General features: G+C 40.5%; 15 protein-coding genes, 1 tRNA gene and 1 CRISPR repeat array. Of the genes, 5 read left to right on the top strand and 11 right to left on the bottom strand.

Features of this window, described 5'->3' with window-relative positions:
• Nucleotide 1 precedes the first annotated feature (1 nt).
• The gene (uvrB, locus tag CYCPU_RS0103910; protein ID WP_015005581.1) at nucleotides 2-2,002 is read right to left on the bottom strand and encodes an excinuclease ABC subunit UvrB; all 2,001 of its coding nucleotides are present in this window, start codon (nucleotides 2,000-2,002) and stop codon (nucleotides 2-4) included.
• Nucleotides 2,003-2,128: 126 nt separating this feature from the next.
• On the opposite strand from uvrB, the gene CYCPU_RS0103905 reads away from it, so the two are divergent.
• A complete protein-coding gene (locus CYCPU_RS0103905) occupies nucleotides 2,129-3,319 on the top strand; it encodes a pyridoxal phosphate-dependent aminotransferase (protein ID WP_020161987.1) in 1,191 nt (396 codons plus the stop codon).
• Between the two features lie 69 nt (nucleotides 3,320-3,388).
• Nucleotides 3,389-3,464 (top strand) — tRNA-Asn (locus tag CYCPU_RS0103900).
• A 167-nt stretch (nucleotides 3,465-3,631) separates the two neighbouring features.
• Nucleotides 3,632-5,400: direct repeats of the CRISPR family, unit length 28 nt; unit sequence TTTCTAAGCTGCCTGTGCGGCAGTGAAC.
• Between the two features lie 370 nt (nucleotides 5,401-5,770).
• Here the strand turns inward: CYCPU_RS0103900 and cas6f are convergent.
• The 9 genes from cas6f to CYCPU_RS0103850 all read right to left on the bottom strand — a co-directional run bounded on the left by cas6f (nucleotide 5,771) and on the right by CYCPU_RS0103850 (nucleotide 17,497).
• A complete protein-coding gene (cas6f, locus tag CYCPU_RS0103895) occupies nucleotides 5,771-6,322 on the bottom strand; it encodes a type I-F CRISPR-associated endoribonuclease Cas6/Csy4 (RefSeq protein ID WP_020161986.1) in 552 nt (183 codons plus the stop codon).
• The gene (gene csy3, locus CYCPU_RS0103890; RefSeq protein ID WP_020161985.1) at nucleotides 6,322-7,329 is read right to left on the bottom strand and encodes a type I-F CRISPR-associated protein Csy3; all 1,008 of its coding nucleotides are present in this window, start codon (nucleotides 7,327-7,329) and stop codon (nucleotides 6,322-6,324) included. Before csy3 ends, cas6f begins: the two co-directional genes overlap by 1 nt.
• Nucleotides 7,326-8,219: a type I-F CRISPR-associated protein Csy2 gene (gene csy2 / locus CYCPU_RS0103885; protein WP_020161984.1), complete on the bottom strand. Its 894-nt coding sequence runs from the start codon at nucleotides 8,217-8,219 to the stop codon at nucleotides 7,326-7,328. Before csy2 ends, csy3 begins: the two co-directional genes overlap by 4 nt.
• On the bottom strand, nucleotides 8,216-9,466 hold the full coding sequence (csy1, locus tag CYCPU_RS0103880; RefSeq protein WP_033422325.1) for a type I-F CRISPR-associated protein Csy1: 1,251 nt from the start codon (nucleotides 9,464-9,466) through the stop codon (nucleotides 8,216-8,218). Before csy1 ends, csy2 begins: the two co-directional genes overlap by 4 nt.
• Before the next feature lie 11 nt (nucleotides 9,467-9,477).
• Nucleotides 9,478-12,663 carry a type I-F CRISPR-associated helicase Cas3f gene (gene cas3f, locus CYCPU_RS0103875; protein WP_020161982.1) on the bottom strand — a complete coding sequence of 1,062 codons (3,186 nt, stop codon included), beginning with the start codon at nucleotides 12,661-12,663 and terminating at the stop codon, nucleotides 9,478-9,480.
• A complete protein-coding gene (cas1f, locus tag CYCPU_RS0103870; RefSeq protein WP_020161981.1) occupies nucleotides 12,660-13,634 on the bottom strand; it encodes a type I-F CRISPR-associated endonuclease Cas1f in 975 nt (324 codons plus the stop codon). The genes cas3f and cas1f overlap by 4 nt, the downstream gene beginning before the upstream one ends.
• Nucleotides 13,635-13,976: 342 nt before the next feature.
• Nucleotides 13,977-15,770, bottom strand: coding sequence for an ABC transporter transmembrane domain-containing protein (locus tag CYCPU_RS0103860; protein ID WP_020161979.1), 1,794 nt, complete (start codon nucleotides 15,768-15,770; stop codon nucleotides 13,977-13,979).
• Between the two features lie 181 nt (nucleotides 15,771-15,951).
• Entirely contained in the window at nucleotides 15,952-16,470 is a 519-nt protein-coding gene (locus CYCPU_RS0103855; protein WP_016389623.1) for a zinc ribbon-containing protein, read from the bottom strand.
• A 157-nt stretch (nucleotides 16,471-16,627) separates the two neighbouring features.
• Nucleotides 16,628-17,497 carry an alpha/beta fold hydrolase gene (locus CYCPU_RS0103850; RefSeq protein ID WP_020161978.1) on the bottom strand — a complete coding sequence of 290 codons (870 nt, stop codon included), beginning with the start codon at nucleotides 17,495-17,497 and terminating at the stop codon, nucleotides 16,628-16,630.
• A 131-nt stretch (nucleotides 17,498-17,628) separates the two neighbouring features.
• Here CYCPU_RS0103850 and CYCPU_RS0103845 point away from each other — a divergent pair, with 131 nt between their 5' ends.
• The 3 genes from CYCPU_RS0103845 to CYCPU_RS0103835 all read left to right on the top strand — a co-directional run bounded on the left by CYCPU_RS0103845 (nucleotide 17,629) and on the right by CYCPU_RS0103835 (nucleotide 20,474).
• Complete coding sequence (locus CYCPU_RS0103845; protein WP_015005573.1) at nucleotides 17,629-18,936, top strand: aromatic ring-hydroxylating dioxygenase subunit alpha; 1,308 nt, start codon at nucleotides 17,629-17,631, stop codon at nucleotides 18,934-18,936.
• Between the two features lie 12 nt (nucleotides 18,937-18,948).
• The gene (locus tag CYCPU_RS0103840) at nucleotides 18,949-19,491 is read left to right on the top strand and encodes a 3-phenylpropionate/cinnamic acid dioxygenase subunit beta (protein WP_020161977.1); all 543 of its coding nucleotides are present in this window, start codon (nucleotides 18,949-18,951) and stop codon (nucleotides 19,489-19,491) included.
• A 317-nt stretch (nucleotides 19,492-19,808) separates the two neighbouring features.
• The gene (locus tag CYCPU_RS0103835) at nucleotides 19,809-20,474 is read left to right on the top strand and encodes an OmpW/AlkL family protein (RefSeq protein ID WP_020161976.1); all 666 of its coding nucleotides are present in this window, start codon (nucleotides 19,809-19,811) and stop codon (nucleotides 20,472-20,474) included.
• A gap of 134 nt (nucleotides 20,475-20,608) precedes the next feature.
• Here CYCPU_RS0103835 and CYCPU_RS0103830 read toward each other — a convergent pair whose 3' ends face one another.
• Nucleotides 20,609-22,288 carry a glutamine--tRNA ligase/YqeY domain fusion protein gene (locus CYCPU_RS0103830; RefSeq protein WP_015005570.1) on the bottom strand — a complete coding sequence of 560 codons (1,680 nt, stop codon included), beginning with the start codon at nucleotides 22,286-22,288 and terminating at the stop codon, nucleotides 20,609-20,611.
• Nucleotides 22,289-22,333: the final 45 nt, after the last annotated feature.

Below are 22,333 nucleotides of genomic sequence, written 5' to 3'. Positions count from 1 at the left end.
GCTAGCTATTCAAAACCATCTGATTTTGTAACTCATTCACCTCATCACGTACTTTAGCGGCTTCTTCAAACTCTAAATCTCGTGAATGTTGATACATTTTCGCTTCTAATTCTTTTATTTTTTTTGCCATTTGAGCTGGTGATAAAGCTTGATATTTTGCCGCTTCATCAGCTACTTTTTTCATTGTACTTCGCTGAGATCGGGCCGTCCCTTCCATGATATCGGTGACCTTTTTAATGATTCCGGTTGGGCTAATTCCGTGCTTTTCATTAAACGCCTGCTGAGTTTCCCTACGACGACTGGTCTCATCCATCGCCCGTTGCATTGACCGTGTTATTTTATCGGCATATAAAATACTTTTTCCTTTTACATTCCTTGCCGCACGCCCTATTGTTTGAATCATAGACACCTCAGATCGCAAAAACCCCTCTTTGTCTGCATCTAAAATAGCCACTAAGGACACTTCTGGAATATCCAAGCCTTCACGTAATAAGTTAATACCAATTAACACATCAAATATACCCAAACGAAGATCACGAATAATTTCTACCCGTTCAACCGTTTCAATATCAGAATGCAGATAGCGAACCTTTACCCCGTGCTCCATTAAGTAATCGGTTAAATCTTCAGACATTCGTTTTGTTAGCGTTGTAACCAATACACGCTCTTCAACTGCCACTCGTTTCTTAATTTCTGACAACAGATCATCCACTTGTGTTGTGGCCGGCCTTACTTCAATAATCGGGTCAAGTAAGCCTGTTGGCCTAACAACTTGCTCCACCACCGCCCCCGAGCGCTCGATTTCATACTTAGCAGGTGTCGCTGAAATATAAATCGTTTGAGGTGCTTTCGCTTCAAACTCTTCAAAGCGCATCGGCCGATTATCTAACGCAGATGGCAAACGGAAGCCATATTCAACCAACGTTTCTTTTCTTGAACGATCACCTTTATACATCGCCCCTACTTGCGGCACTGTCACGTGCGACTCATCAATAAAGAGCAAGGCATTATCTGGTAAATAATCAAATAACGTGGGCGGCGCCTCATTAGGCTTTCTACCGGATAGATAACGTGAGTAATTTTCAATCCCCGAACAGTAGCCAATTTCACGCATCATTTCCAAATCAAACTTTGTACGTTCTTCTAACCGTTGCGCCTCAACCAGTTTATTTAACGAACGTAACTGTTCTAAGCGAATTGCCAATTCAGATTTTATTTTTTCTATCGCTTCTAAAATGGTTTCGCGCGGGGTTACATAATGAGAAATAGGGAAAATCGTGTAACGCGGTATGCGTTGGATAATTTCACCGGTTAATGGATCAAACAACGACAAACGCTCAATTTCATCATCAAACAATTCCACACGCAGCGCATCTTGGTCTGACTCGGCAGGAAATATATCAATCACATCCCCTCTTACTCGATACGTTGCACGAAGTAATTCAACATCATTACGCTTGTATTGCATGTCTGTTAACTGACGAATAATCTCGCGCTGACTCACCCGCTCACCACGAGATAAATGCAAAATCATACTAAAATATAGTTCCGGATCACCTAAGCCATATATACAAGAAACACTCGCAACAATCACCGCATCCTTGCGTTCCATCAGTGCTTTAGTCGCAGACAAGCGCATTTGCTGAATGTGCTCATTTAATGACGCATCTTTATCTATAAAGGTATCTGATGCCGGCATATAGGCTTCTGGCTGATAGTAATCGTAATACGACACAAAATATTCAACCGCATTATCGGGTAAAAACTCTTTAAGCTCGCCATACAACTGCGCGGCCAGCGTTTTATTATGCACCAACACCAAAGCAGGCCGTTGCAGCTCTGCGATGGTATGCACCATCGTAAAAGTTTTACCTGAGCCTGTTACCCCTAATAAGGTTTGATTCGCTTCGCCATGATTAACTCCCTCAACCAGCGCTTTAATCGCCTTTGGTTGATCGCCTGCTGGTTTAAAAGATGAGTGAATTTCGAATTTTTTATTCATAGGGATTATCTGGGAACGCAGCATCTAGTAGAATACTGTCTTTAGGGGACCAAATACTTAATTTTATTCTAAAAAAGCTGTCAACACCCCATTTAAGCTGAATTTTATTCATAGAGGCTATAACAAATGAGCATTAAACTGTCACAACGCGTACAACGCATAAAACCTTCTCCAACACTTGCTGTAACAGCAAGAGCGGCTTCCTTACGCGCAGCCGGACAAGACATCATCGGCCTAGGCGCAGGCGAGCCTGACTTTGATACACCAGAGCATATCAAACAAGCCGCTAAAGACGCTATTAATGCAGGTAAAACCAAATACACAGCCGTTGATGGCACGGTTGAACTTAAAGATGCCATTATCAATAAATTAAAACGCGACAATGGTCTTGATTATCAAGCCGACCAAATTCTTGTCTCATGCGGCGGCAAGCAAAGTTTTTTCAACTTAGCTCAAGCCTTATTAGACGATGGCGATGAAGTTATTATTCCTGCACCGTATTGGGTGTCGTACCCTGATATGAGTTTATTGGCAGGTGGCGTACCGGTTATCGTTCAAGCAGGCCAAGATCAAGCTTTTAAAATTACCCCTGAACAGCTTGAGGCTGCCATCACCGAAAAAACCAAACTTGTAGTGATCAACAGCCCATCAAACCCAAGTGGTAAAGCCTATACCAATGACGAATTAGCAGCACTGGGCGATGTGTTGGTCAAACACCCACATATCCTCATCGCGACCGACGATATGTACGAACACATTCTTTGGACTGACGAGCCTTTCAGCAACATCGTTATGGCGTGCCCAGCACTATACGACCAAACTATTGTGCTTAATGGTGTATCAAAAGCCTACTCCATGACTGGTTGGCGCATTGGTTACGCAGCAGGCCCTAGCAAGCTGATGAAAGCGATGAAGAAGATTCAGTCGCAAAGCACATCAAACCCAACATCTATCTCACAATACGCTGCGCAAGCAGCACTAGAAGGAGATCAATCTTGCATCGGTGAAATGCTAGTGGCCTTTAAAGAACGCCACGATTATGTTGTAGAACAACTGAACCAAATAAATGGCATCAGCTGCATTCCATCTGACGGAACGTTTTACTGCTTCCCTGACTTCAACGCCATACTGAATCGCATGGACAGCATCGACAACGATGTAGACTTAGCTGAATATATTCTTGAAAAAGCAGGCGTCGCACTTGTTCCAGGCTCAGCTTTTGGGCTTAATGGTCACATGCGTATATCCATTGCAACCAGCATGGATAACCTAGTAAACGCCATGGATCGAATAGCGAAGTTACTAAACGACAATTAAATGTGTTTTAAAGCTTATTAGCTATTGACCAAAACAGCCGCGTTTCGTAAGATACGCGACCTGATCAATTCCTCTGTAGCTCAGTTGGTAGAGCAAATGACTGTTAATCATTGGGTCACTGGTTCGAGTCCAGTCGGAGGAGCCAATATAATCAAAGAGTTAGTGTAAAAACTAGCTCTTTTTTTATGCCTTAAACAAAGGGTAGCTTAGCGGACCATAAGATAACCCTCCACAAAAAAATGAAAAAACAAACTCTCTTCCCTAAACCTAACAATTAGGTAGTGAGCACTACAACACTCCCAGAGGAAATCGCCTCTAAGCTGCCTGTGCGGCAGTGAACTTTAGTTGATTTCATGCTTGTAATTATCTTTGTTTCTAAGCTGCCTGTGCGGCAGTGAACTCAAAACCTGCCGGATTCATTCGGCGCGTGTTTTTCTAAGCTGCCTGTGCGGCAGTGAACTGAACCAGCCCCAAACCCTAGAAACTTCAGAATTTCTAAGCTGCCTGTGCGGCAGTGAACATGCAGCAGCCTCCCAACCTGAGCCGTCCCATTTTCTAAGCTGCCTGTGCGGCAGAGAACATTAAAGGTAAATTCGGCCAGATAGACACCGTTTTCTAAGCTGCCTGTGCGGCAGTGAACAGATATGATAGCTACTCGTGATGATGAAATTATTTCTAAGCTGCCTGTGCGGCAGTGAACTTCATTCTGTGGACCCTGCTTACCGTCGTCAATTTCTAAGCTGCCTGTGCGGCAGTGAACATTGCTCATGCCTGAATAACCAACTCCGTCAGTTTCTAAGCTGCCTGTGCGGCAGTGAACCTGTTTGACCTGCGCCGACATTTGACATTGACTTTCTAAGCTGCCTGTGCGGCAGTGAACCTAACTCTGAGATTATTGTGTCTGTGATGGATTTTCTAAGCTGCCTGTGCGGCAGTGAACCTCACCTTTGTCTTCATCAATGTAGTACGGGATTTCTAAGCTGCCTGTGCGGCAGTGAACACTCTTCAGTGTGTGGGGATTGTCCCTTAAGATTTCTAAGCTGCCTGTGCGGCAGTGAACCTAGACGGCGTTGATATGAGCGCTCGCTTAATTTTCTAAGCTGCCTGTGCGGCAGTGAACTAGTGATAATTTCAGATGCTTGCTCATAAAATTTTCTAAGCTGCCTGTGCGGCAGTGAACCGATAGTGCCAGGTATTCTACCTTCATAGTTATTTCTAAGCTGCCTGTGCGGCAGTGAACATATGAGTAAAGGTCTGCTTGAAACGGCCGATATTCTAAGCTGCCTGTGCGGCAGTGAACGCGTGGCATTTCAATCATCGGCGTTACTCAAATTTCTAAGCTGCCTGTGCGGCAGTGAACAAAATGCTAGTATCGAAGGGCTGTATTTAAACTTTCTAAGCTGCCTGTGCGGCAGTGAACCAAAAAACCGAAAATGTGATGTTTTTAAAAAATTTCTAAGCTGCCTGTGCGGCAGTGAACGCAACGTCCAAAGTTTAAGCTCTTGATTTAATTTTCTAAGCTGCCTGTGCGGCAGTGAACTTTTATAATAAATTAATTTTTTGCACGATTAATTTCTAAGCTGCCTGTGCGGCAGTGAACTCCGTTTTTAGCTCCCCATGTTTAGCAACGCTTTTCTAAGCTGCCTGTGCGGCAGTGAACATTCTTCAAGTTTTGCTATCGGGTTGTGTGAATTTCTAAGCTGCCTGTGCGGCAGTGAACATCACGAATCGGGTGGAGTCGCGTACAGGAATTTTCTAAGCTGCCTGTGCGGCAGTGAACACGCTGACGCATAAAATCCCCACGAAGCAGATTTTCTAAGCTGCCTGTGCGGCAGTGAACATGTAGATACGAACTTCAGCCGCTTATAGATTTTTCTAAGCTGCCTGTGCGGCAGTGAACTCTAGTTCGGTGTCGGACAATATTGATTTATCGTTTCTAAGCTGCCTGTGCGGCAGTGAACGGTATAGCCTATTTCCGTCTAATATCCCGAATTTTCTAAGCTGCCTGTGCGGCAGTGAACGAAATATGTTATTATCTAGTTATTAATTATAATTTCTAAGCTGCCTGTGCGGCAGTGAACAAGAGTATAAAGCAAGAAAATCAAGTAATAACAAATAGTTAGCTGCTATTTAAACAAGCAACCCTTTAATTAATCGCCTTCCTTTAACTTATTGATATTTATATGTTTTTAAGGAGCTAAAAAAATTTGGTTGGAAATACTTACCTTTTGGGCATAAAAAACATTTTCCATACTTGCTTTAATATCATACGGATAATAGTTCATTTAAGATTACGCCACCTTATACTCTTATAGCGATTACTTTAAGAGAACCTAAGTTTCTTGCGCTTAAGAAAACGACAAAAGTTGCATAAAAGAAATTTTGGAGAATATTTTATTTAAGTCTCCAGCCATCTTTACCTGAAATAATAGCAATGCTTTCGGCATTGGATTAAAACCATGGAATAGTGGCTGTTTTGCTTAAGCCAAACGAGTCAAAATCTCCTTTCAACGGGTTGCTCAATAGCTCACCAAAAGCAATATAACGCCTATGTTTATGTCCACTTGAAGTACTATCTAGCTCTAAATAAGGGTTATCTAAACCCTTTTCAAACATTTTTACCTTATAGTCCTTTACTGATTCTGGTGTAATTGACCCGCGTTTAATCAGCCGCCTTAGTTTTGCCTCCGTCATGCTTGGTTGCTTACGTGAAATAACTCGGTACTTTACATCATGAGGAATATGTTGAATTGGACTTATGCTGCTGTATCCGGCTAACCCACCTAACCAGTCTATGGTTTTCAATTCATTCAATTTGGCTTCTGATCCATGTATCCTAATTATGTTACCAAGAAGCACCTTATATTGAGGGAAGCTTATACCAATACTCGATGAATTTAAGGTATGCAAAGCTTTGTGAAGCTTACTGAATACCTTATTACGAATAAAGTAAATCGGCACTTCTTCATCAGGCTCTATTTTTATATCAAAATAATAATCCATTACTGCTTTTCTCCGAATACGCCACCCCTAACTAAAACAGCCATTACAAAATGCTCATCTTCTGGCAACTCTAGTTTTTCACCTTGTGAGAAACGATCAAATAATGAAAAGAAATCTTTTTTGTCTTTTGGTTGTCGATAAGCTCTTCCTAGATTCGTTACTGCCCCATATGGGTCTATAGAGATAGCTTTTTGACACTGTTCAAATTCTGGATACCAAGTATCAATAGTTCTAATAGCATTACCAATTTTTTGCGAATGCATGGCAGCAACTTGGCCAACCTCATAAAGAATTTTACTTTTACCTTCCTTACTATTATTTTTATCTAGCACTAACTCCTCGCTTGGGTAAACATCTTGTGATTTCCCTACCTTTGCAAAAGCAGTAATTTCTAATAATAAAAACTCATTCTCCCCTGACAAGGTTTTAGCAATCAATTCTGCCAGTTCATTTATTTCACTAGAGGCATTATCAAAATTTTGAGTGCTAAACTCTAAACTATTGAATACCCAATTTTTTAAAATATCGTTATTTAGAACATTAATGTGCACTTCTACATTTTCACTCCCCACACGATTTCGCCAAAGAAAACGACCATTTGCTAAGTTACTGGCATAACGCTGTGATAACTCAGCAAAGCCATAGTCAGCGATATAATTAGAAACTGCCTCAGAGTATGTTTGGTTAAACCCTTCATGATTACAGGCTGATGGGGTTTCAACACCACTTAATACTTTTAAGGTGAAATTTAGTTTTAAAGTATCTTGATTTGGTGCTAAGGCACAGCTATCAACAGTTTGTAGATTAGCACTTTCTATTTTTGCGTCAATTTTCCCTTCTTCTGATTTTTTCAGTCGATTTGAAATCGTCCCTCGCACTGATTTTTCTTGTAACTTTAAAGGTACTGATTCATTGCCCCTATTTTCCCAAGTTGTGCCGTACATTAAACCATCAGAGGGGACTAATTTCTTTTCAAATGCTAAAACGGATGCAGGTATTTTACTCATAATTTACTTTTCTCTTGATTAATCGAATAGTTGTTCTGACAAAGGTATAGATCATTTTTCTCATATTCTTGATAACGCCAAACCATTTCATCAAGCGTATCAAAATGGTAAGGCATTTTAAATTCACCTAAGGTGACGACACTTTCAGCAAATCGATGAGGTGTTGTTAAATCTCGAGTATTTTTTAAACTGCCTAATTCGCTAATTCCTTGGTAGCCGATTGCTATTGGAACAATCCAACCTTCTTCTTTTTTGTGGGCTTTACTTCGAGACACTTTATGGTTTTCATCCACCTCTATATCTGTAGTAATTTTTAAATAATCAAGCATTGCATCTATCGCATCCGCACCTTTGTCCATTGACGATTGCATTAGATCTTGCCGAGTAACCAAACAGAAACCTGGCATTAAGTACTTAGTTAATTCTCTAGGCTTATTGTTATCAACCTCTTTATGCTGACTTGGTTTAAAACTAGTAATATCACCACTTGCAATTTTCATGGTGTGTAGTTTGTTGTTAATTAGTTGAGTGAACTTCTCGTAATCAATGATGCCTAGCTCGCATTCAATTGCGATAGTCACTTCTATATCACAACGTGCTTCCTCAATAAATGACGGGCGTTTTCCTGACTTATCTAACGGATTGCTTGTAGCTATAATTGAATGAACGTAATCACCCTGCCCTTTGTAGGTTTGCAAATCCAGTTCTAAACAACTAACAATAACACCTGTAAATTTAATATCTTTAAACTCTGCCTGTCGTATTTTTCGCTCAAGTGCATGCATAAAACCTAGCCACGCTGTCATTGCAGGAAAACCAATGGTATAAGGGCTAGATAAAGCATTAGCATTGTGAATTTTTATATTAGGAATAAGCACTATATCCTTCATTTCAAGAGCTCCTGTTCTACTTCAAGGACTTTTTTAATTTGCTCTATATCATCATCACCTAATAATTTATTATCTTTTGTTGAATGTTTATAGTTGCCGATAAACCAGTTGGCAAAATAACTTTGCGCCTTGCCTAAATAACGTTGGTTTTGCCTGTCATCATTTCTGATTTCAGTGTGTTTATTATCCAACCAAATTTTTTGCCAAATTGCTAAGTCGCTGTAGTTTTCACTATCAGACCAGCCAGCATTAACCTCACGAATATTATCAACTAGTCTTTTAAGTTTAGTTATTGAATTGAGGACTATATCATCACGTATATCTCTAACATCTTTATTATTCTTACGCCAACTCAATACTTTATGAAACTGGTCAAAATCTTTTTTGAATAATCCTGCCCACAAGCAATCATTAAAAAAATCTTTTTTTGGTGGCTGAGTTTGACGTTTCTCTAGCGTTGGAGGCAGAGATGACAACAAAAAACTAACACCGCCGTTTTGGTTATTTAAAGTACTAATATTTTGCGGCTTTGTTCCTCCGTATCCGATAGATGTTAACCCAATTACATCTGTAACCTTTCCCTTTATTTTGAGAGGCTTAGCTTTTTTTAATTCTTCTCTTAACCGTTTATTTTCTTCTGAAAACCGTAATGCATTCACTTTTTCTTTAAGCTTATAAATGATTCCCGATGCATTAAGAATAGAGAGCAAGTGATAGCCATTAGCTATTGGAAAGTAAACCTGCTTAAGTTTTTCACTGCTTTGATCTAAATCAGAGCACTTAATTTGCATAAAAGCATTTCTGACATCATCAAAGTTAATATTGCCTGTAGAAAGCTGCTGTTTAATAGCGTCAGTGTTTTGCTCTATATGCTGTAAAACTGTTTGCTTGTCTTGCAACTCAACTCTTAAAAATTTTTCAACATCTAATGCGGCGGCATTACCAAATACATCTAGCTCTACTTCAACATTGCCTGAGCGTAATAAGCCATCATTCTCTTTTTTTACATCAGCAATAATGCTACTGGTTTTGGCATTTGGATGAATAAACTTAGCAGGGTGAGAGGTAAGTGATAATTGCTTTGCACGTAGCGAAGCATCAAGCAGCCAAGTTTCAAGGTTGTACTTTTCTGCCGCCTCTTGAGTAACACGCAGCTTATCTTCATCACTAGAATTAGTTTTGACATTTTTCTTTAGGTAATCTTCTTTTTTATTTTCTAAGAAGTCTTTAATTGCTTCATCTTGCATATCTAAACCTTTCAAATCGTATGATTGCCATTGGTTAAACCCAATTGGTGATTGTAAATAAATTGTTGATTTTCTAACGCTTCTCCATAGGTGGGCAAATTTATTTCTCCATAAATTAATGCTGTTTCTTCCAAGTCTAGCTCTAATTTCTTAGCTTGTTCAGTTAATGAGGAAACATAATTTCGCACTAACCATAAATTTTTCAATTCATGCTTATTCAGCAAACTGGATTTAATATTATTTTTTCCTACTTCAACAGTATTGCACTTATCTCCCTTTTCTAAAAAGGTACCATCAGCTGTTAAAAACACGGTCATATCTTTGCTCTTATCTCCTCTAAAACGTATGTATTGTTGAGGTAAAGCCGTTAACCACCAATCACTCTCTAACCAACCCTGCATTGATTCAGGGCCTTTGTAATCATAGTTAGTCAATAGCTGATGGATAACTTTATGCTCTAAATTTGCAAGGTCTGATGATTTAGTTTGTTTGATTCTGTTGGTTGCATCTAGCTTTTCAGCCAATTCTGTTATGTTTACCAACTTATCAAGGTCATAGGTATTTAAGTCTTTCATTTGGTTTTGGTAACCGGGCCATCTGAAAGCGATTTTTTTACCTTCTGTTTTTAAGGCTCGATAGTTGTACTTCATAATAGCAATATTTGGTTCATTAACTTCTCTATCCCTATGCCTAAGCACTCTTCCTGCTAACTGAATGAATGATCGGTATGAGGAAGGCTCAATGACCGCCCAATCGAAGTCGTGATCTCTACCGACTTCTTCTACAGGGGTAGCAACTAGAACAAATATGATGTTGTTTACTTCTGAGTTATCAATATGGTTTCTGATCACCTTATCTTCTAAAATATGCTCATCACCCTTGTTTCGCTTTAATATTTTGTCCAAATATTTTTCTTGTTCATGGCGCATTAACAAGACTTGCCTTGAATGATAAGCCATTATTTTAAGCTCAACATTTTTCGCTGCATGGTTCTCTAACAAATACTTTGTTAAACCAACACATGGGTTAATATTCGCCATGCGAACCACACCAATACTAATTTTTTTATCTGTTTTAGCATCTAAAAAATGGTGGTGCTGATGCTTCTCTAAAACTGCTTGCTTAATAGCTGCAAAATATTCACCGATGTTGGTACTGCACGGTGCTATATTCGCTTTACGCTTTACGACTTGTTTAGCAAGGTTGTCTAACCGTGTATCAACATACTTGCTATGCTGTTTTTTATACTCTTCTTTATTTTTAATGGTAAAAACTTTGGTGTTAAACTCATCAACCCATGCACAGCCAACAGCCCGTTTTTTTCCTCGCATTTTGGCAAAAATATTCCAGCCAGATTGATAAACATTAAAGTATCCTTCTGCTAAATCCGGTGAGATTGTTGCCGATGAAATCATTACTTTTCTACCTAACATCCCTGCTAGGTGAATCAATCGTCCTATAGCTATTAAATCGGTGTTGTCAAAATCATCAATTTCATCAATCACTAAATCCGATGACATAAGACGCATGGTTGGCAGAATATATCGACCACCTCGGATTACTTCAGTTGCCTGAATAACATGGTCAATGGTACAAGCAAGCACAGGAGCATATAAAAACTGCCTGTCTTTAGTGTTTTTTAATACCGTATCCAAACCTTGCTCTGGAAAGTCTTCACTAAAGATCAATTCGTTGTCCAATAAGCTGGTGCTTGATTCAGAACCCGTGTTATTTTTCTGTTCATGCAGGTCAACAATAGCTTTAGAACCAATCAGAACGGCCAGCTCCTCGTCTTTTAAGCCAATTTTATCTTTGTATTCATCGCCTGTTTGTAACGTTAGTGTTCTTAATCCTAACGCTAAAATATATCGTAAACTTTCTTCATTGGCTGAAAGGGATTGCATGATTTTTGCGTTCGCAAGGGTTTTTCCTTTACCTGTTGAAGCCATATTGACCGCAAAAAAACCAAATTGGTATTTATCTAAGTCTTTACACTCACGTTTCCAGTTTTTAATCCTGATGACAGCATCATCTTGCCATTTGTAACCCTTAGGACTTTTTTTACTGATCGCTTTATTCCTTGTTACCCGAATATCCTGATTAAAAACACCTTCAAATTGTGGTAATTTTTTGATATTTACTTTTGTTTGATTAGCAACGCCAACCAAGTGCTCATCAAGTTGCTGTTTAAGGTTATGTTGATGATCAGTATTTGCAAATAACTTGACACTACTATGCCAATTAACATCTTTACCCTTTGATGAATAATAATGGTCAGCAAGCATTAAACTCATTCGCGAATAAATCATTGCTGGGCGAAATAATGTTGAATCAAACAGAGAATGAATCTGTGGCAAAAAGTTTTTTAACCTAATAGCATAACTATTTATTTGTTCTTGCCACTTTATTGATTTACTAGGTAACTCTACGTATTTAAACCATTCATTAAAACTTATTTCCTCCTTAATATTTCCATAACCCCAAGCAGGAGAAATCAAACTAAACAAAGTCGATAAATTGATACTTTTTCCAGCATACTTTTTTTCATAGATGGGTAATTTATGATGAGTCAGAATCAACCAAGCGACCATACTGGCTAGCGGAGGTAAATTATCTAAAGGATTAAAAACATCCTTAACTCTAAGCTTAGATATTTTTTTATGTATCTCATCACTAATTAAATAATTTAACCATTCTTCATCACTTTGATTATCAACAATAGCAATTAGGAATAATAGTGAAACCCATTCATGGCGAAGTGGGTCACTTTGTGTTTTGTTTTTACTTTTTAGTTTATTTTGAAACAATACTGTTGTTTTTCCAAAATCATGCAAGAGCGCTGAAAACACTGTAATAGCCTCAACCATCGGCAAGAATGACCAGTCATCTTCATTGGAATGTTTCAAAATATCTTGTTGGGTGTAATTCACAGGAACAACGCCCTCACTACTGAATTTTTTTCTATTCCCAACAACCCAAACCAACTCTGACCTTGACCTACTCCGAATCCAAAAACAACTCACCGCTGTATTCTTACTGGCTGTTTTTCGCAATAATTTTTTAACTGCCTGTAAGCCCTCTTCGGTTATAACTGTTTGCCATGTGTTATCCCCAATTCTATTAGCAAAGGCATCTAATACTCTTCGTGTTCGATTCAGGGCTTTTTTCTGGCATTGTGAAACAAAGGTGACCATCATTGATTGTCACCATCAGCTGGTTCTTTGTTTTGATGGTGTTCTAACGCAACGGCTTTAACTTGTTCGAACATAAAGTCTAGTGCTTTATGTTGGGTAAATGCTTGTAAACACTGCTGGCGAAATTCTTGCTCGGTTGCCCCTTCTTTGGCACAGATAAAGGCCCACGGAAGCACTAAGGTGTCTTTGATCAAATCAGCCACATCAAACACCAGCGCGCCGCGTCGGGTTTTGCCGTGCATTACTGCAAAACCGTGGGGAATACCCAGCACCCAAAGTGTGGTTGCGGCCAAGCCATAAGCTAAATAATTACCGTGATTTAGGAAGGCGTTGGCATCGTCTATACTGTTATGTTGGCGCACGAAGTCTTTTTGTTTGGTTCTAGTGGCTGCAATTTTGTATAACGATTTGGTCAGCTGCGCTTCGACTAAAAGCAGTTTAGACACGTCTTGGCAATGCTCTATTTTTGCAGCGAAGTCTGTTAGGGCTTTGTTAACATCGGTGTCGTCTAAATTAAAGCCTTCATTTTTTAAGTCTCTATCTTTTGCCCAAACTTTTTGCATGTAACCGACGCGTTGCAATTGGAACTGTTTAGCGACTGCTAGGCGTTTTTCCTGCTTAAACCAAAATTGCATCCAACCCTGTATATATTCGGTTGGGCGGTATTCACTTTGTGGGGTCATCCATTCGATCTCAGTACCCATTAGCAAGGGCGTGCCGCCACTGCCACTAAAACCAATTAATACACCCGCTGAGGCTAGCATTCTAACAGCGGCCTGAGTAATTGACGTGCCTGTACCCAAAAGTATACAGGTGGTATTGGCGATAGGAATATTCCAGTACTGCTTTTCGTTTTGTTCCTCTGTTAAGTACAAAACCCTACCGTCCTTTTGCATGACACGGCACATGTCTAAATAATAAATATTCGCCCGTTTGGAGTGCAGTATTGCTTTTAAATCGGTGAGCTGTTCCATGCTAATTATTTGCGAAACCTAAATTGCAAATTAAGACCTGCCTCAGATTAATTTTTTGAGGCAACACTTGCTGGGTATTATTGAGTTTATCCATAAATTTAAAAACATCTTCCATTGACGTTAATATAACAGCCTAACTAGTAAAATTTGAAGTAACTAAAAAAGGCAGTTTTTTAAATAAATTTTTAGTTCTTGTTGATTTATCCTTAACTATTTTCAAAAAAAATATCAACGTTTTACTCAATTTACATTCTACCCATGATTGCCTATTTTTTATCACTTCTTTCATCTGCTGACAATCAAAGAAGTCAACCAACTTAATTGGTAAATTACCCCTTACAATTAACTGTCAAACTGCAATTCAGCAAGCCTTGCGTACAAACCACCTTTTTTGCGTAATTCGGTCGCATCGCCTGTTTCTACTACTTCGCCATTTTCCATAACGACAATTTTATCGGCCTTTTGTACCGTGGCTAAGCGGTGGGCAATAATCAGGGTGGTTCTGTTTTGCATGGCGGCATTAAGCCCTTCTTGTACGAGTATTTCAGATTCTGCATCCAATGCGCTGGTGGCTTCGTCTAATAATAAAATAGGTGCATTTTTTAGTATCGCGCGAGCGATGGCAATGCGCTGCCGTTGCCCACCCGATAAACGTGTACCGCGCTCACCTAGGAAGGTGTTGTAACCATCGGGTAGCTGCGGAATAAATGGCGCAACTTGGGCGGCATTGGCTGCGGCGATCACCGCTTCATCGGAGGCATTGGGCTGCCCGTAACGAATGTTTTCTAATACATTGGCAGAAAAGATGACCGGATCTTGCGGGACAATGGCTATTAAGCGCCGTAAGTCATCTAAGCTAATCTCATTTATTGCTTGGCCATTGATGGCAATGCTGCCACTTTGCGTTTCGTAAAACCTTAACAATAATTGAAATATTGTGGTTTTACCGGCTCCGGATGGCCCTACTAAGGCAAGGGTTTCCCCTGCGTTAATATGCAAGCTTACGTTATTTAAAGCGGGGTTAGCTGGCCGTGATGGATAGTAAAATGTGACGTCGGTAAATTGAATATCGGCCTGAGATACACTGGCTAATGGTACTGGGGTTGGCGTATCGGTAATGGCTGTTTCTGCATGCAGCAATTCAAGTAATCGCTCGGTAGCGCCTGCTGCGCGCATAATATCACCCCAGACCTGCGCTATGGTGCTAACGCTACCAGCTACCATGGCGGCATATAAGACGAATGAGGCGAGTTCGCCACCGGTCATTATGCCCTCACTGACTTGGCGCGCACCTAGCCATAATACAAAAATTATCGTACCCATCACGGCTGTAATAATCACCGCCGTCAATAAGGCTCTTACCTTTGTTCTGCGCATTGCGGCTAAAAAGCTCAACTGTGCGCTCTGGGTAAAACGATCAATTTCTCGCGTTTCTTGTGTATTCGATTGCACCGTGGGCATGGCGTTTAAAATTTCACCCGCCATGGCGGAGCTGTCGGCAATACGATCTTGCGACTCACGTGACAGCTTTTTGACTGAGCGACCAATTAAGATAATGGGGAAAATCAGGCAGATCATTAACCCAATATTGATCGAAAACAAGTAAAAGCTGGTGACCGCTAGCATGATCATACCGCCCGTAAACTGAAACAAGCTGCGTAGGCCCATGGATGCCGAACTACCGACAACCGTTTGAATAAGCGTTGTATCGCCAGTTAAACGAGACAGTACTTCGCCGGTTTGTAGCGTTTCAAAAAACTGTGGTGATTGCCTTAGTACACGGGCATACACCCCGCTACGTAAGTCTACCGTTACTCGCTCACCTATCCATGAAACCACATAAAAGCGCAAAGCTACCATCAGCGCCCAAAAAGCAGCCAAGCCAAACAGTACACCAAACTTGGTATTAATATTAATAGCGGGGGTTGTAGCATCGTTATTGCCAAAGCCTACATCAATTAAATCACGAAAGGCTAAAGGTACTAACAGTAAAGTGGCAGACGCCAAGCTTAATAAGACAAAAGCAATAGCCAGCTGTAAGCGATAAGGCCTTAAAAAAGGCCATAAATCTTTTAATGAGATAACGCGTTTTGGTTTGGCGCTGTTTGGTTGATCGGAATTATTTGCTTGCGCCATTAGCTGAAACTTTCTCTCTTAAAATTATTTGGGGTTTTAAGGCATAACAAATACCCAGTTAGTGACCACCGGCCTTGTTAAGGCTTACCACTAATCAACCGCCCCATTAAGGTATGAAAATGGTGCTATCTTACCTTGCTGGTTATGAGCAATAAGCCTCGTTAAGCCAGACAGGAATTATTTAATGCCCACGGTGAAACTCAGTGGCGTGGCATTTTGGACAAGGAGGAATTTTACCGGCTTTATGGAAATGTAGTTTCTCGCCGCATTTATCACACACCAGCGTACCCGCCCCTGTTACTTCACCCGTGTGTGGAGTCATGCGCCGGGCCAATTCCATTTTTAGCGCCAACATTTGTACCGTTGCCTTATCTGCCGTTTTAAGTAGCTTTTCTAAGGCTACACTTTGCAAGATATTGCTTTCAAAACCAAGCCAGTCTTCTAACTCTTGCCCTGTTTCTGTAAGGTAATGAGCCGCTTCATGAATATCTTGCTTTAACCATTGAGCTAACTTTTCGCCTTCATCCCTAGTAACCTTTTCGAGCTTAACGGCTTCTTCTTTTGCATCATCTATTAGTTGATGAAGCACCGGTGCAGAGGCTTTTTCCGCTTTATGAAAGCCCTCGACAACCTGTTCAAATAGCCTTTCGTAAACTGCACCGAGTACATCAATAAAATCACTGCTTTGTTGGTTTTTCATTTCATTCTCCGGTTTAGTTTTCAAAAAGTCGCCTATAGAAAGGCGACTCGCTTAACTAAAAAATAACACACAAAGAAACAAACGAAATGATTTATCGCAATTTTTTGCGATTATTACCTTAACGCCACCTCTCTTAACACAGAGCGATAAAGTTGGATTATTCGAGCAAGAATTCTAAATGCAGTTTATTGAACTCTTCTGGTTCTTCCCATTGCGGCCAATGCGCGCTTTGTTCCAAAATAATCATCCGTGCATTAGGAATTTTCTTCATGCCTTCTTGCGCTAACTCAACAGGCTGACCTGGGTTGTGTCGTGTCCATAAAACCAATGCAGGGCATTGAATGTTGCGCATGGATTCAGGGTTAACCCATTTATCGCACCATTGATCATTAATAACACCCCCTAAAATACTATTGGCAATTTTCCCCATCACCGGCAACATACCGGGCTGATCATAGATTTGATAACGAACATCTATAATCTCGTCAGTTAATGTTTTTTCAGGCTCAGCCATCAACCAGCTCATTCTAGCTCGCACGATCTCTTTAGTTAATTGACCCGCTGCTTTTTTTGAACGTTCCAGCGCATCGGCTAACTCAGCTTTCCCTTCACCGTTCGGTGCCATTAGGATACCCGTATTTTGTACTAGTTTAATAACTCTTTCAGGGTGTTTTATAGCTGTCCACGATGCCACCATTGCCCCTAACGATTCGCCAGACAAATACACTTTATCCGCCCCTATTGTGTCTATAAAGTTAACCAAATGTTCAACAAAATCATCCATATCGTATTCACAGTCGGGTCTATCTGTATAGCCGTGACCAATCATGTCGTAGGCATAAACATGAAAGTGTTTCGCGTGTTCTTCAATATTTCTAACGTAGGCCTCAGCATGCCCGCCGGTTCCATGTAAAAAAATTAAAACGGGACCACTACCTGCCTCTATAACACGGGTTTTAATACCCTTAACATCGTAATATTTCTGGCTGTACTCCACGCCCATAAGATCTGTCCAGATACTGCTCATTGTGTTCTCCTTATTTTAAATTGTGTTTGCTGATTTGTTGTTGAACATCCAATATTAAGATATTCTTATAAAGTTAAAACTAATGATAGTTTGGTTTAAATTTAAATACAACACACTGGAGAATAAGACAAATGAGCCGGATTGAAGAACTTAAGTCGATGGTTGATCTACAAAATGGTCGCATCGACCGACGTATTTTTTGGGAAGATTGGATTTACCAGCTGGAGCTCGAAAAACTATTTGCTAAATCATGGTTATTTGTCGCTCATGAAAGTCAGGTAAAAAACACAGGTGATTTTGTTACTACCTATATGGGACAAGATAACGTGATTGTTTCTCGCCACAAAGATGGCAATATCCATGTGTTTACCAATTCATGCACTCATCGTGGCAACCGTATTTGCTTTGCAGACCGCGGGCAAGCTAGGCAGTTTACTTGTAATTATCATGGATGGGCTTTTGGCACCGATGGCGCCCTATTGGGGATGCATGAAGAAACGCATTACGAAGGGTATATTAATAAAGCTGAACACGGTTTACAAAATGCACGTGTTGAAACCTACAAAGGATTGGTATTTGCTTGTTTTGATGATGAAGCACCCAGACTAGAAGACTTTTTGGGCGATTTTCGCTGGTATTTAGATGTTATTCTTGACCAAACCGAAGAAGGAACCGAATTTATTGGTGGTTGCATCAAAAATATGTACAACGCTAACTGGAAGTTCGGTGCCGAAAACTTTGTTGGCGACTCACTTCATGTTGGTTGGACACATGCCTCCGGTACAAGAGCGGTTAGTAAAGGTGGCGAAGTACCTGAGTACATGCCAGTCGACCCTGAATCTTTTCATGCCAACGCAAATGGCCATGGCTGGGAAGGCGGCACCGATGGTGTGGGCACTTTAGCACTTATATCCAGTGGTGACCCAACGTTGGTCGAATACTTTGAGAATGAGCGTAAAAACATGGCTAAACGCCTTGGTGAGCTTCGTGCTCGTAAATTATATGGCTCGGTTATATCGGCAACGGTTTTCCCCAATTTTTCATTTTTACCCGGCATTAACACCATGAGAACTTGGTTACCAAAGGGCCCAAGACAATTTGAATTACGTGCTTGGACGATGGTTAACAAAAGCATGCCTGACCATATCAGGGAAATTGTTCAAAACGCCTGTGTAATGACCTTTTCACCCAGTGGTATTTTTGAAATGGACGATGGTGAAAACTGGGAAAATGCTACTCAAGCCAATGAAGGCGTTGTAACCCGAAAACAAAGCCTGCACTATGGATTAAGATCAGGAACCAGTCGCCGAGATGACCCCGAATTACCTGGCAACATCAGTAAGCCAATGTACAGCGATGTTAATCAATTAGCGTTTTATCAACGCTGGATGGACTATTTAAGCGCCGATTCTTGGGACGATATTCCTAAGTTCCGTTAAGGGGTAATTCAGATGACTACAACAACAAACACACAAACTAAAATGACTGATACTGATCAAATGTTACTTTGGTATAAAGTAAACCAATTTTATAATCAAGAAGCACGCGCATTAGACGATGAAGACTATGAAACTTGGTTTTCGATGCTAGCGGAAGACTTACAGTACTGGATGCCCGCAAGAGAAAGCGTGTTTCGCAAGGATGAAAAACCCGATTCAACCAGCAATATGAACCATTACAATGAAACCTTGCCCAGTTTACAATTACGTGTGGCAAGGCTTCATAGTGGCGCCGCTTGGGCAGAAGACCCACGCACACGCTATCGACATATTGTTTCTAATGTTGAAGTGGAGCTAGGCGACGCCGCAGGTGAAATCAAGGTGAGATCTAATACATTAGTTTACAGAAGCAGATTAGAGCGTGAAGAGTATTGGTTACTTGCCAAACGGGATGATGTCTTACGCGAAGCCGATGGTTCTTTTAAGGTTGCTAAACGCAAAATAACACCTGACTTCACCTCGTTATTAAGCAAAAACCTTAACGTTTTCTTATAAAAACAACCCAATAGCCTGTTAAATTTTTACAGGTGGTTTTTCAGCCAATGCCTTAACAACGCAACCTTAGGAATGATAACCACCTGTAAAAAATCAGGGCCATAAACCTTAACTATTAGAGCTTTAAGCACTAAGTTTTTGCCGTCATTTTTTTAAAAAAATTGACTCATCTCATTTTAATTAGCGTTCACCCCTCTGTAGAGATGCATTTCGCCGATCTCTGATATAGATCATAGAAGAAAACACAGCCTCTTTACTAAGGTATTTGTCATTAGCCGCTTTGGCTTTTAACAATTCTTAACTATGGAGATGGATGAATGAAGCTTATCAAAAACACGACTGTTTTATGTGCGGCCTTAGGTTTAACTGTTGTAGCAACACCTTCGTTATCTTATGAAACGGGTGACCTTATTGTTCGAGGTCGAATTATTAGTGTTGACCCTCAAGACGACAGTAGCAGTGTCAGTATAAATGGCGCATCGGTAGCTGGCAGTGGCGCGTTTGTTGATTCAGACATTATGCCAGAGCTAGACTTTACCTATATGCTCGATCCTCATTGGGGTTTAGAGCTGATTTTAGCGTACACCGAGCATAAAGTTGATGCTGGTGGTTCTTTAGGTGGCTTAAACCAAATTGGCGATACTAAAGTATTACCACCTACTCTAACCTTGCAATATCATTTTGCACCAACATCAAATATCCGCCCTTATGTAGGCGCCGGTATTAACTATACTCACTTCTTTGACTCGACTGTAAAAGGGGCTTTAGATGCACCCGGAGCAGACCTTGAGATAGATGATTCATGGGGACTTGCTGCACAAGCAGGTGTTGATATTGACCTGAATGACACCTGGTTTGTTAACTTTGATGTTAAGTACATTGATATCGAAGCGGATGCGCATATTAAAAATGGCGCCAATATCAAAGTAGATATTGATATAGACCCTATCGTTTGGGGTATTGGTATAGGCCGTACATTCTAAAAAATGTTGTCGCCTTAAAAAGCCCAACCACCATCGGCGGTTGGGCTTTTTAAATACACTGTTTTTTCAGCCAAGCATTTATTCACCAGATGACTTGGTGATTAACACTGTTTCCTTGTTTAGTAACAACCCATTTACTTCTTTTTAGCCCAAGAATCTCTCAGCGTTACAATTCGATTAAACACAAGGTTTTCTGGTGTTGAGTCCACACTGTCTTGGCAAAAATACCCTTGACGTTCAAATTGATAAGCTGATGATCCCGCAGTGGATAACGATGCTTCTAGCTGGCAATTTTTTAGTACCTGTACTGACTCGTTATTAATAAACGTTTTATAGTCCTGATCACTTTCTGAGGCTGGCGCAGGAATGCTAAACAAACGATCGTATTGCCTGACTTCTGCGTTAACTGAGTGTTTTGCTGATACCCAATGAATGGTGCCTTTTACCTTACGACCATCTTCCGACTTTCCACCGCGCGTTTCAGGGTCGTAGGTACAGTGAACTTCTGTTACCTCACCGTTTGCATCTTTCACAACATGGGTGCACGTGACATAGTAAGCAAAGCGCAGCCTCACTTCACGGCCTTCGGTTAAGCGGAAAAATTTCTTTGGAGCACCTTCCATGTAGTCGCTTCGTTCAATATATAACACCTTGGAGAAGGGAATATCACGCTGCCCCTGTTCCGGCTTTTTGGGATGATTGACGCCACGTAATATTTCTTCTTGATCTTCTGGATAGTTATCAATAACTAACTTAATAGGGTCTAAAACCGCCAATGCTCTGGGCGAGTTATCATCTAAATCTTCTCGTAATGAGTTTTCTAACACGCTCATTTCAACAATATTATCTTTTTTGGTAACCCCAATTCGTGAACAAAAATCACGTATAGCATTGGCCGTATAACCGCGTCGACGCATTCCGCTTAGCGTTGGTAACCGTGGGTCATCCCAGCCATTAACATAACCGCCCTCTACTAATTCGTGCAGTTTACGTTTGCTCATAACCGTGTAATCGAGGTTTAAACGAGAAAACTCAATCTGTTGTGGGTGTACCGGCGTTTGCAATTCATCTAAAAACCAATCATACAAAGGACGGTGATCTTCAAATTCAAGCGTACAAAGCGAGTGTGTAATGCCTTCAATGGCATCTGATACACAATGAGCAAAATCGTACATTGGGTAGATATGCCACTTATTACCCGTCATAGGGTGTGACATATTTTTAATGCGGTAAATGGCTGGGTCACGCATATTGATATTCGGTGCTGCCATATCAATTTTTGCACGTAATAAATGCTCACCTTCAGCAAACTCCCCATTTTTCATGCGCTCTAATAAATCGATGTTCTCATCAATGGACCGCTCCCTAAATGGGCTATTTTTACCGGGTTCCGTCAAATTACCTCGGTAAAGCCGAATGTCTTCTGCAGACAAGCTATCTACATATGCCTTGCCTTTTTTTATCAGCTGAACTGCATAGGCATACAGTTGATCAAAGTAGTCAGAGGTATGATGAAGGTTCTCTCCCCAATCGAAACCGAGCCATTGCACATCTTCTTTAATAGCATCAATATACTCTGACTTTTCTTTACCGGGGTTTGTATCATCAAACCGTAAATGACAAACAGAATTGTTGTAGTCTTGTGAAATACCAAAATTAAGACAAATAGATTTTGCGTGCCCAATATGCAAATAGCCATTTGGTTCGGGCGGAAAACGTGTGATGACTTGCTGATGCTTGCCCGACGCTATATCGGCATCGATAATAGTACGTATAAAATTACTCGGGCTTGACTCAATCTTCTTATCATTCATCGACGGAACACCTAATTCTAAATTAAGCGCCGAATTTTAAAGCAT

The sequence above is a fragment of the Cycloclasticus pugetii PS-1 genome, assembly GCF_000384415.1.
GTDB lineage: Bacteria > Pseudomonadota > Gammaproteobacteria > Methylococcales > Cycloclasticaceae > Cycloclasticus > Cycloclasticus pugetii.
The sequence above is the reverse complement of the archived record's forward strand: the minus strand, read 5'-3'. Positions and strand labels throughout refer to the sequence as shown.

Bases quoted from the DNA above. Each gene is read 5' to 3' on its own strand.
- cas6f (WP_020161986.1), bottom strand. From the start codon at position 6,322: ATGGATTATTATTTTGATATAAAAATAGAGCCTGATGAAGAAGTGCCG.
- CYCPU_RS0103905 (WP_020161987.1), top strand. From the start codon at position 2,129: ATGAGCATTAAACTGTCACAACGCGTACAACGCATAAAACCTTCTCCA.
- CYCPU_RS0103850 (WP_020161978.1), bottom strand. From the start codon at position 17,497: ATGAGCAGTATCTGGACAGATCTTATGGGCGTGGAGTACAGCCAGAAA.
- csy3 (WP_020161985.1), bottom strand. From the start codon at position 7,329: ATGAGTAAAATACCTGCATCCGTTTTAGCATTTGAAAAGAAATTAGTC.
- CYCPU_RS0103840 (WP_020161977.1), top strand. From the start codon at position 18,949: ATGACTACAACAACAAACACACAAACTAAAATGACTGATACTGATCAA.
- CYCPU_RS0103860 (WP_020161979.1), bottom strand. From the start codon at position 15,770: ATGGCGCAAGCAAATAATTCCGATCAACCAAACAGCGCCAAACCAAAA.
- csy1 (WP_033422325.1), bottom strand. From the start codon at position 9,466: ATGCAAGATGAAGCAATTAAAGACTTCTTAGAAAATAAAAAAGAAGAT.
- csy2 (WP_020161984.1), bottom strand. From the start codon at position 8,219: ATGAAGGATATAGTGCTTATTCCTAATATAAAAATTCACAATGCTAAT.
- CYCPU_RS0103835 (WP_020161976.1), top strand. From the start codon at position 19,809: ATGAAGCTTATCAAAAACACGACTGTTTTATGTGCGGCCTTAGGTTTA.
- CYCPU_RS0103845 (WP_015005573.1), top strand. From the start codon at position 17,629: ATGAGCCGGATTGAAGAACTTAAGTCGATGGTTGATCTACAAAATGGT.
- CYCPU_RS0103830 (WP_015005570.1), bottom strand. From the start codon at position 22,288: ATGAATGATAAGAAGATTGAGTCAAGCCCGAGTAATTTTATACGTACT.
- CYCPU_RS0103855 (WP_016389623.1), bottom strand. From the start codon at position 16,470: ATGAAAAACCAACAAAGCAGTGATTTTATTGATGTACTCGGTGCAGTT.
- uvrB (WP_015005581.1), bottom strand. From the start codon at position 2,002: ATGAATAAAAAATTCGAAATTCACTCATCTTTTAAACCAGCAGGCGAT.
- cas3f (WP_020161982.1), bottom strand. From the start codon at position 12,663: ATGATGGTCACCTTTGTTTCACAATGCCAGAAAAAAGCCCTGAATCGA.
- cas1f (WP_020161981.1), bottom strand. From the start codon at position 13,634: ATGGAACAGCTCACCGATTTAAAAGCAATACTGCACTCCAAACGGGCG.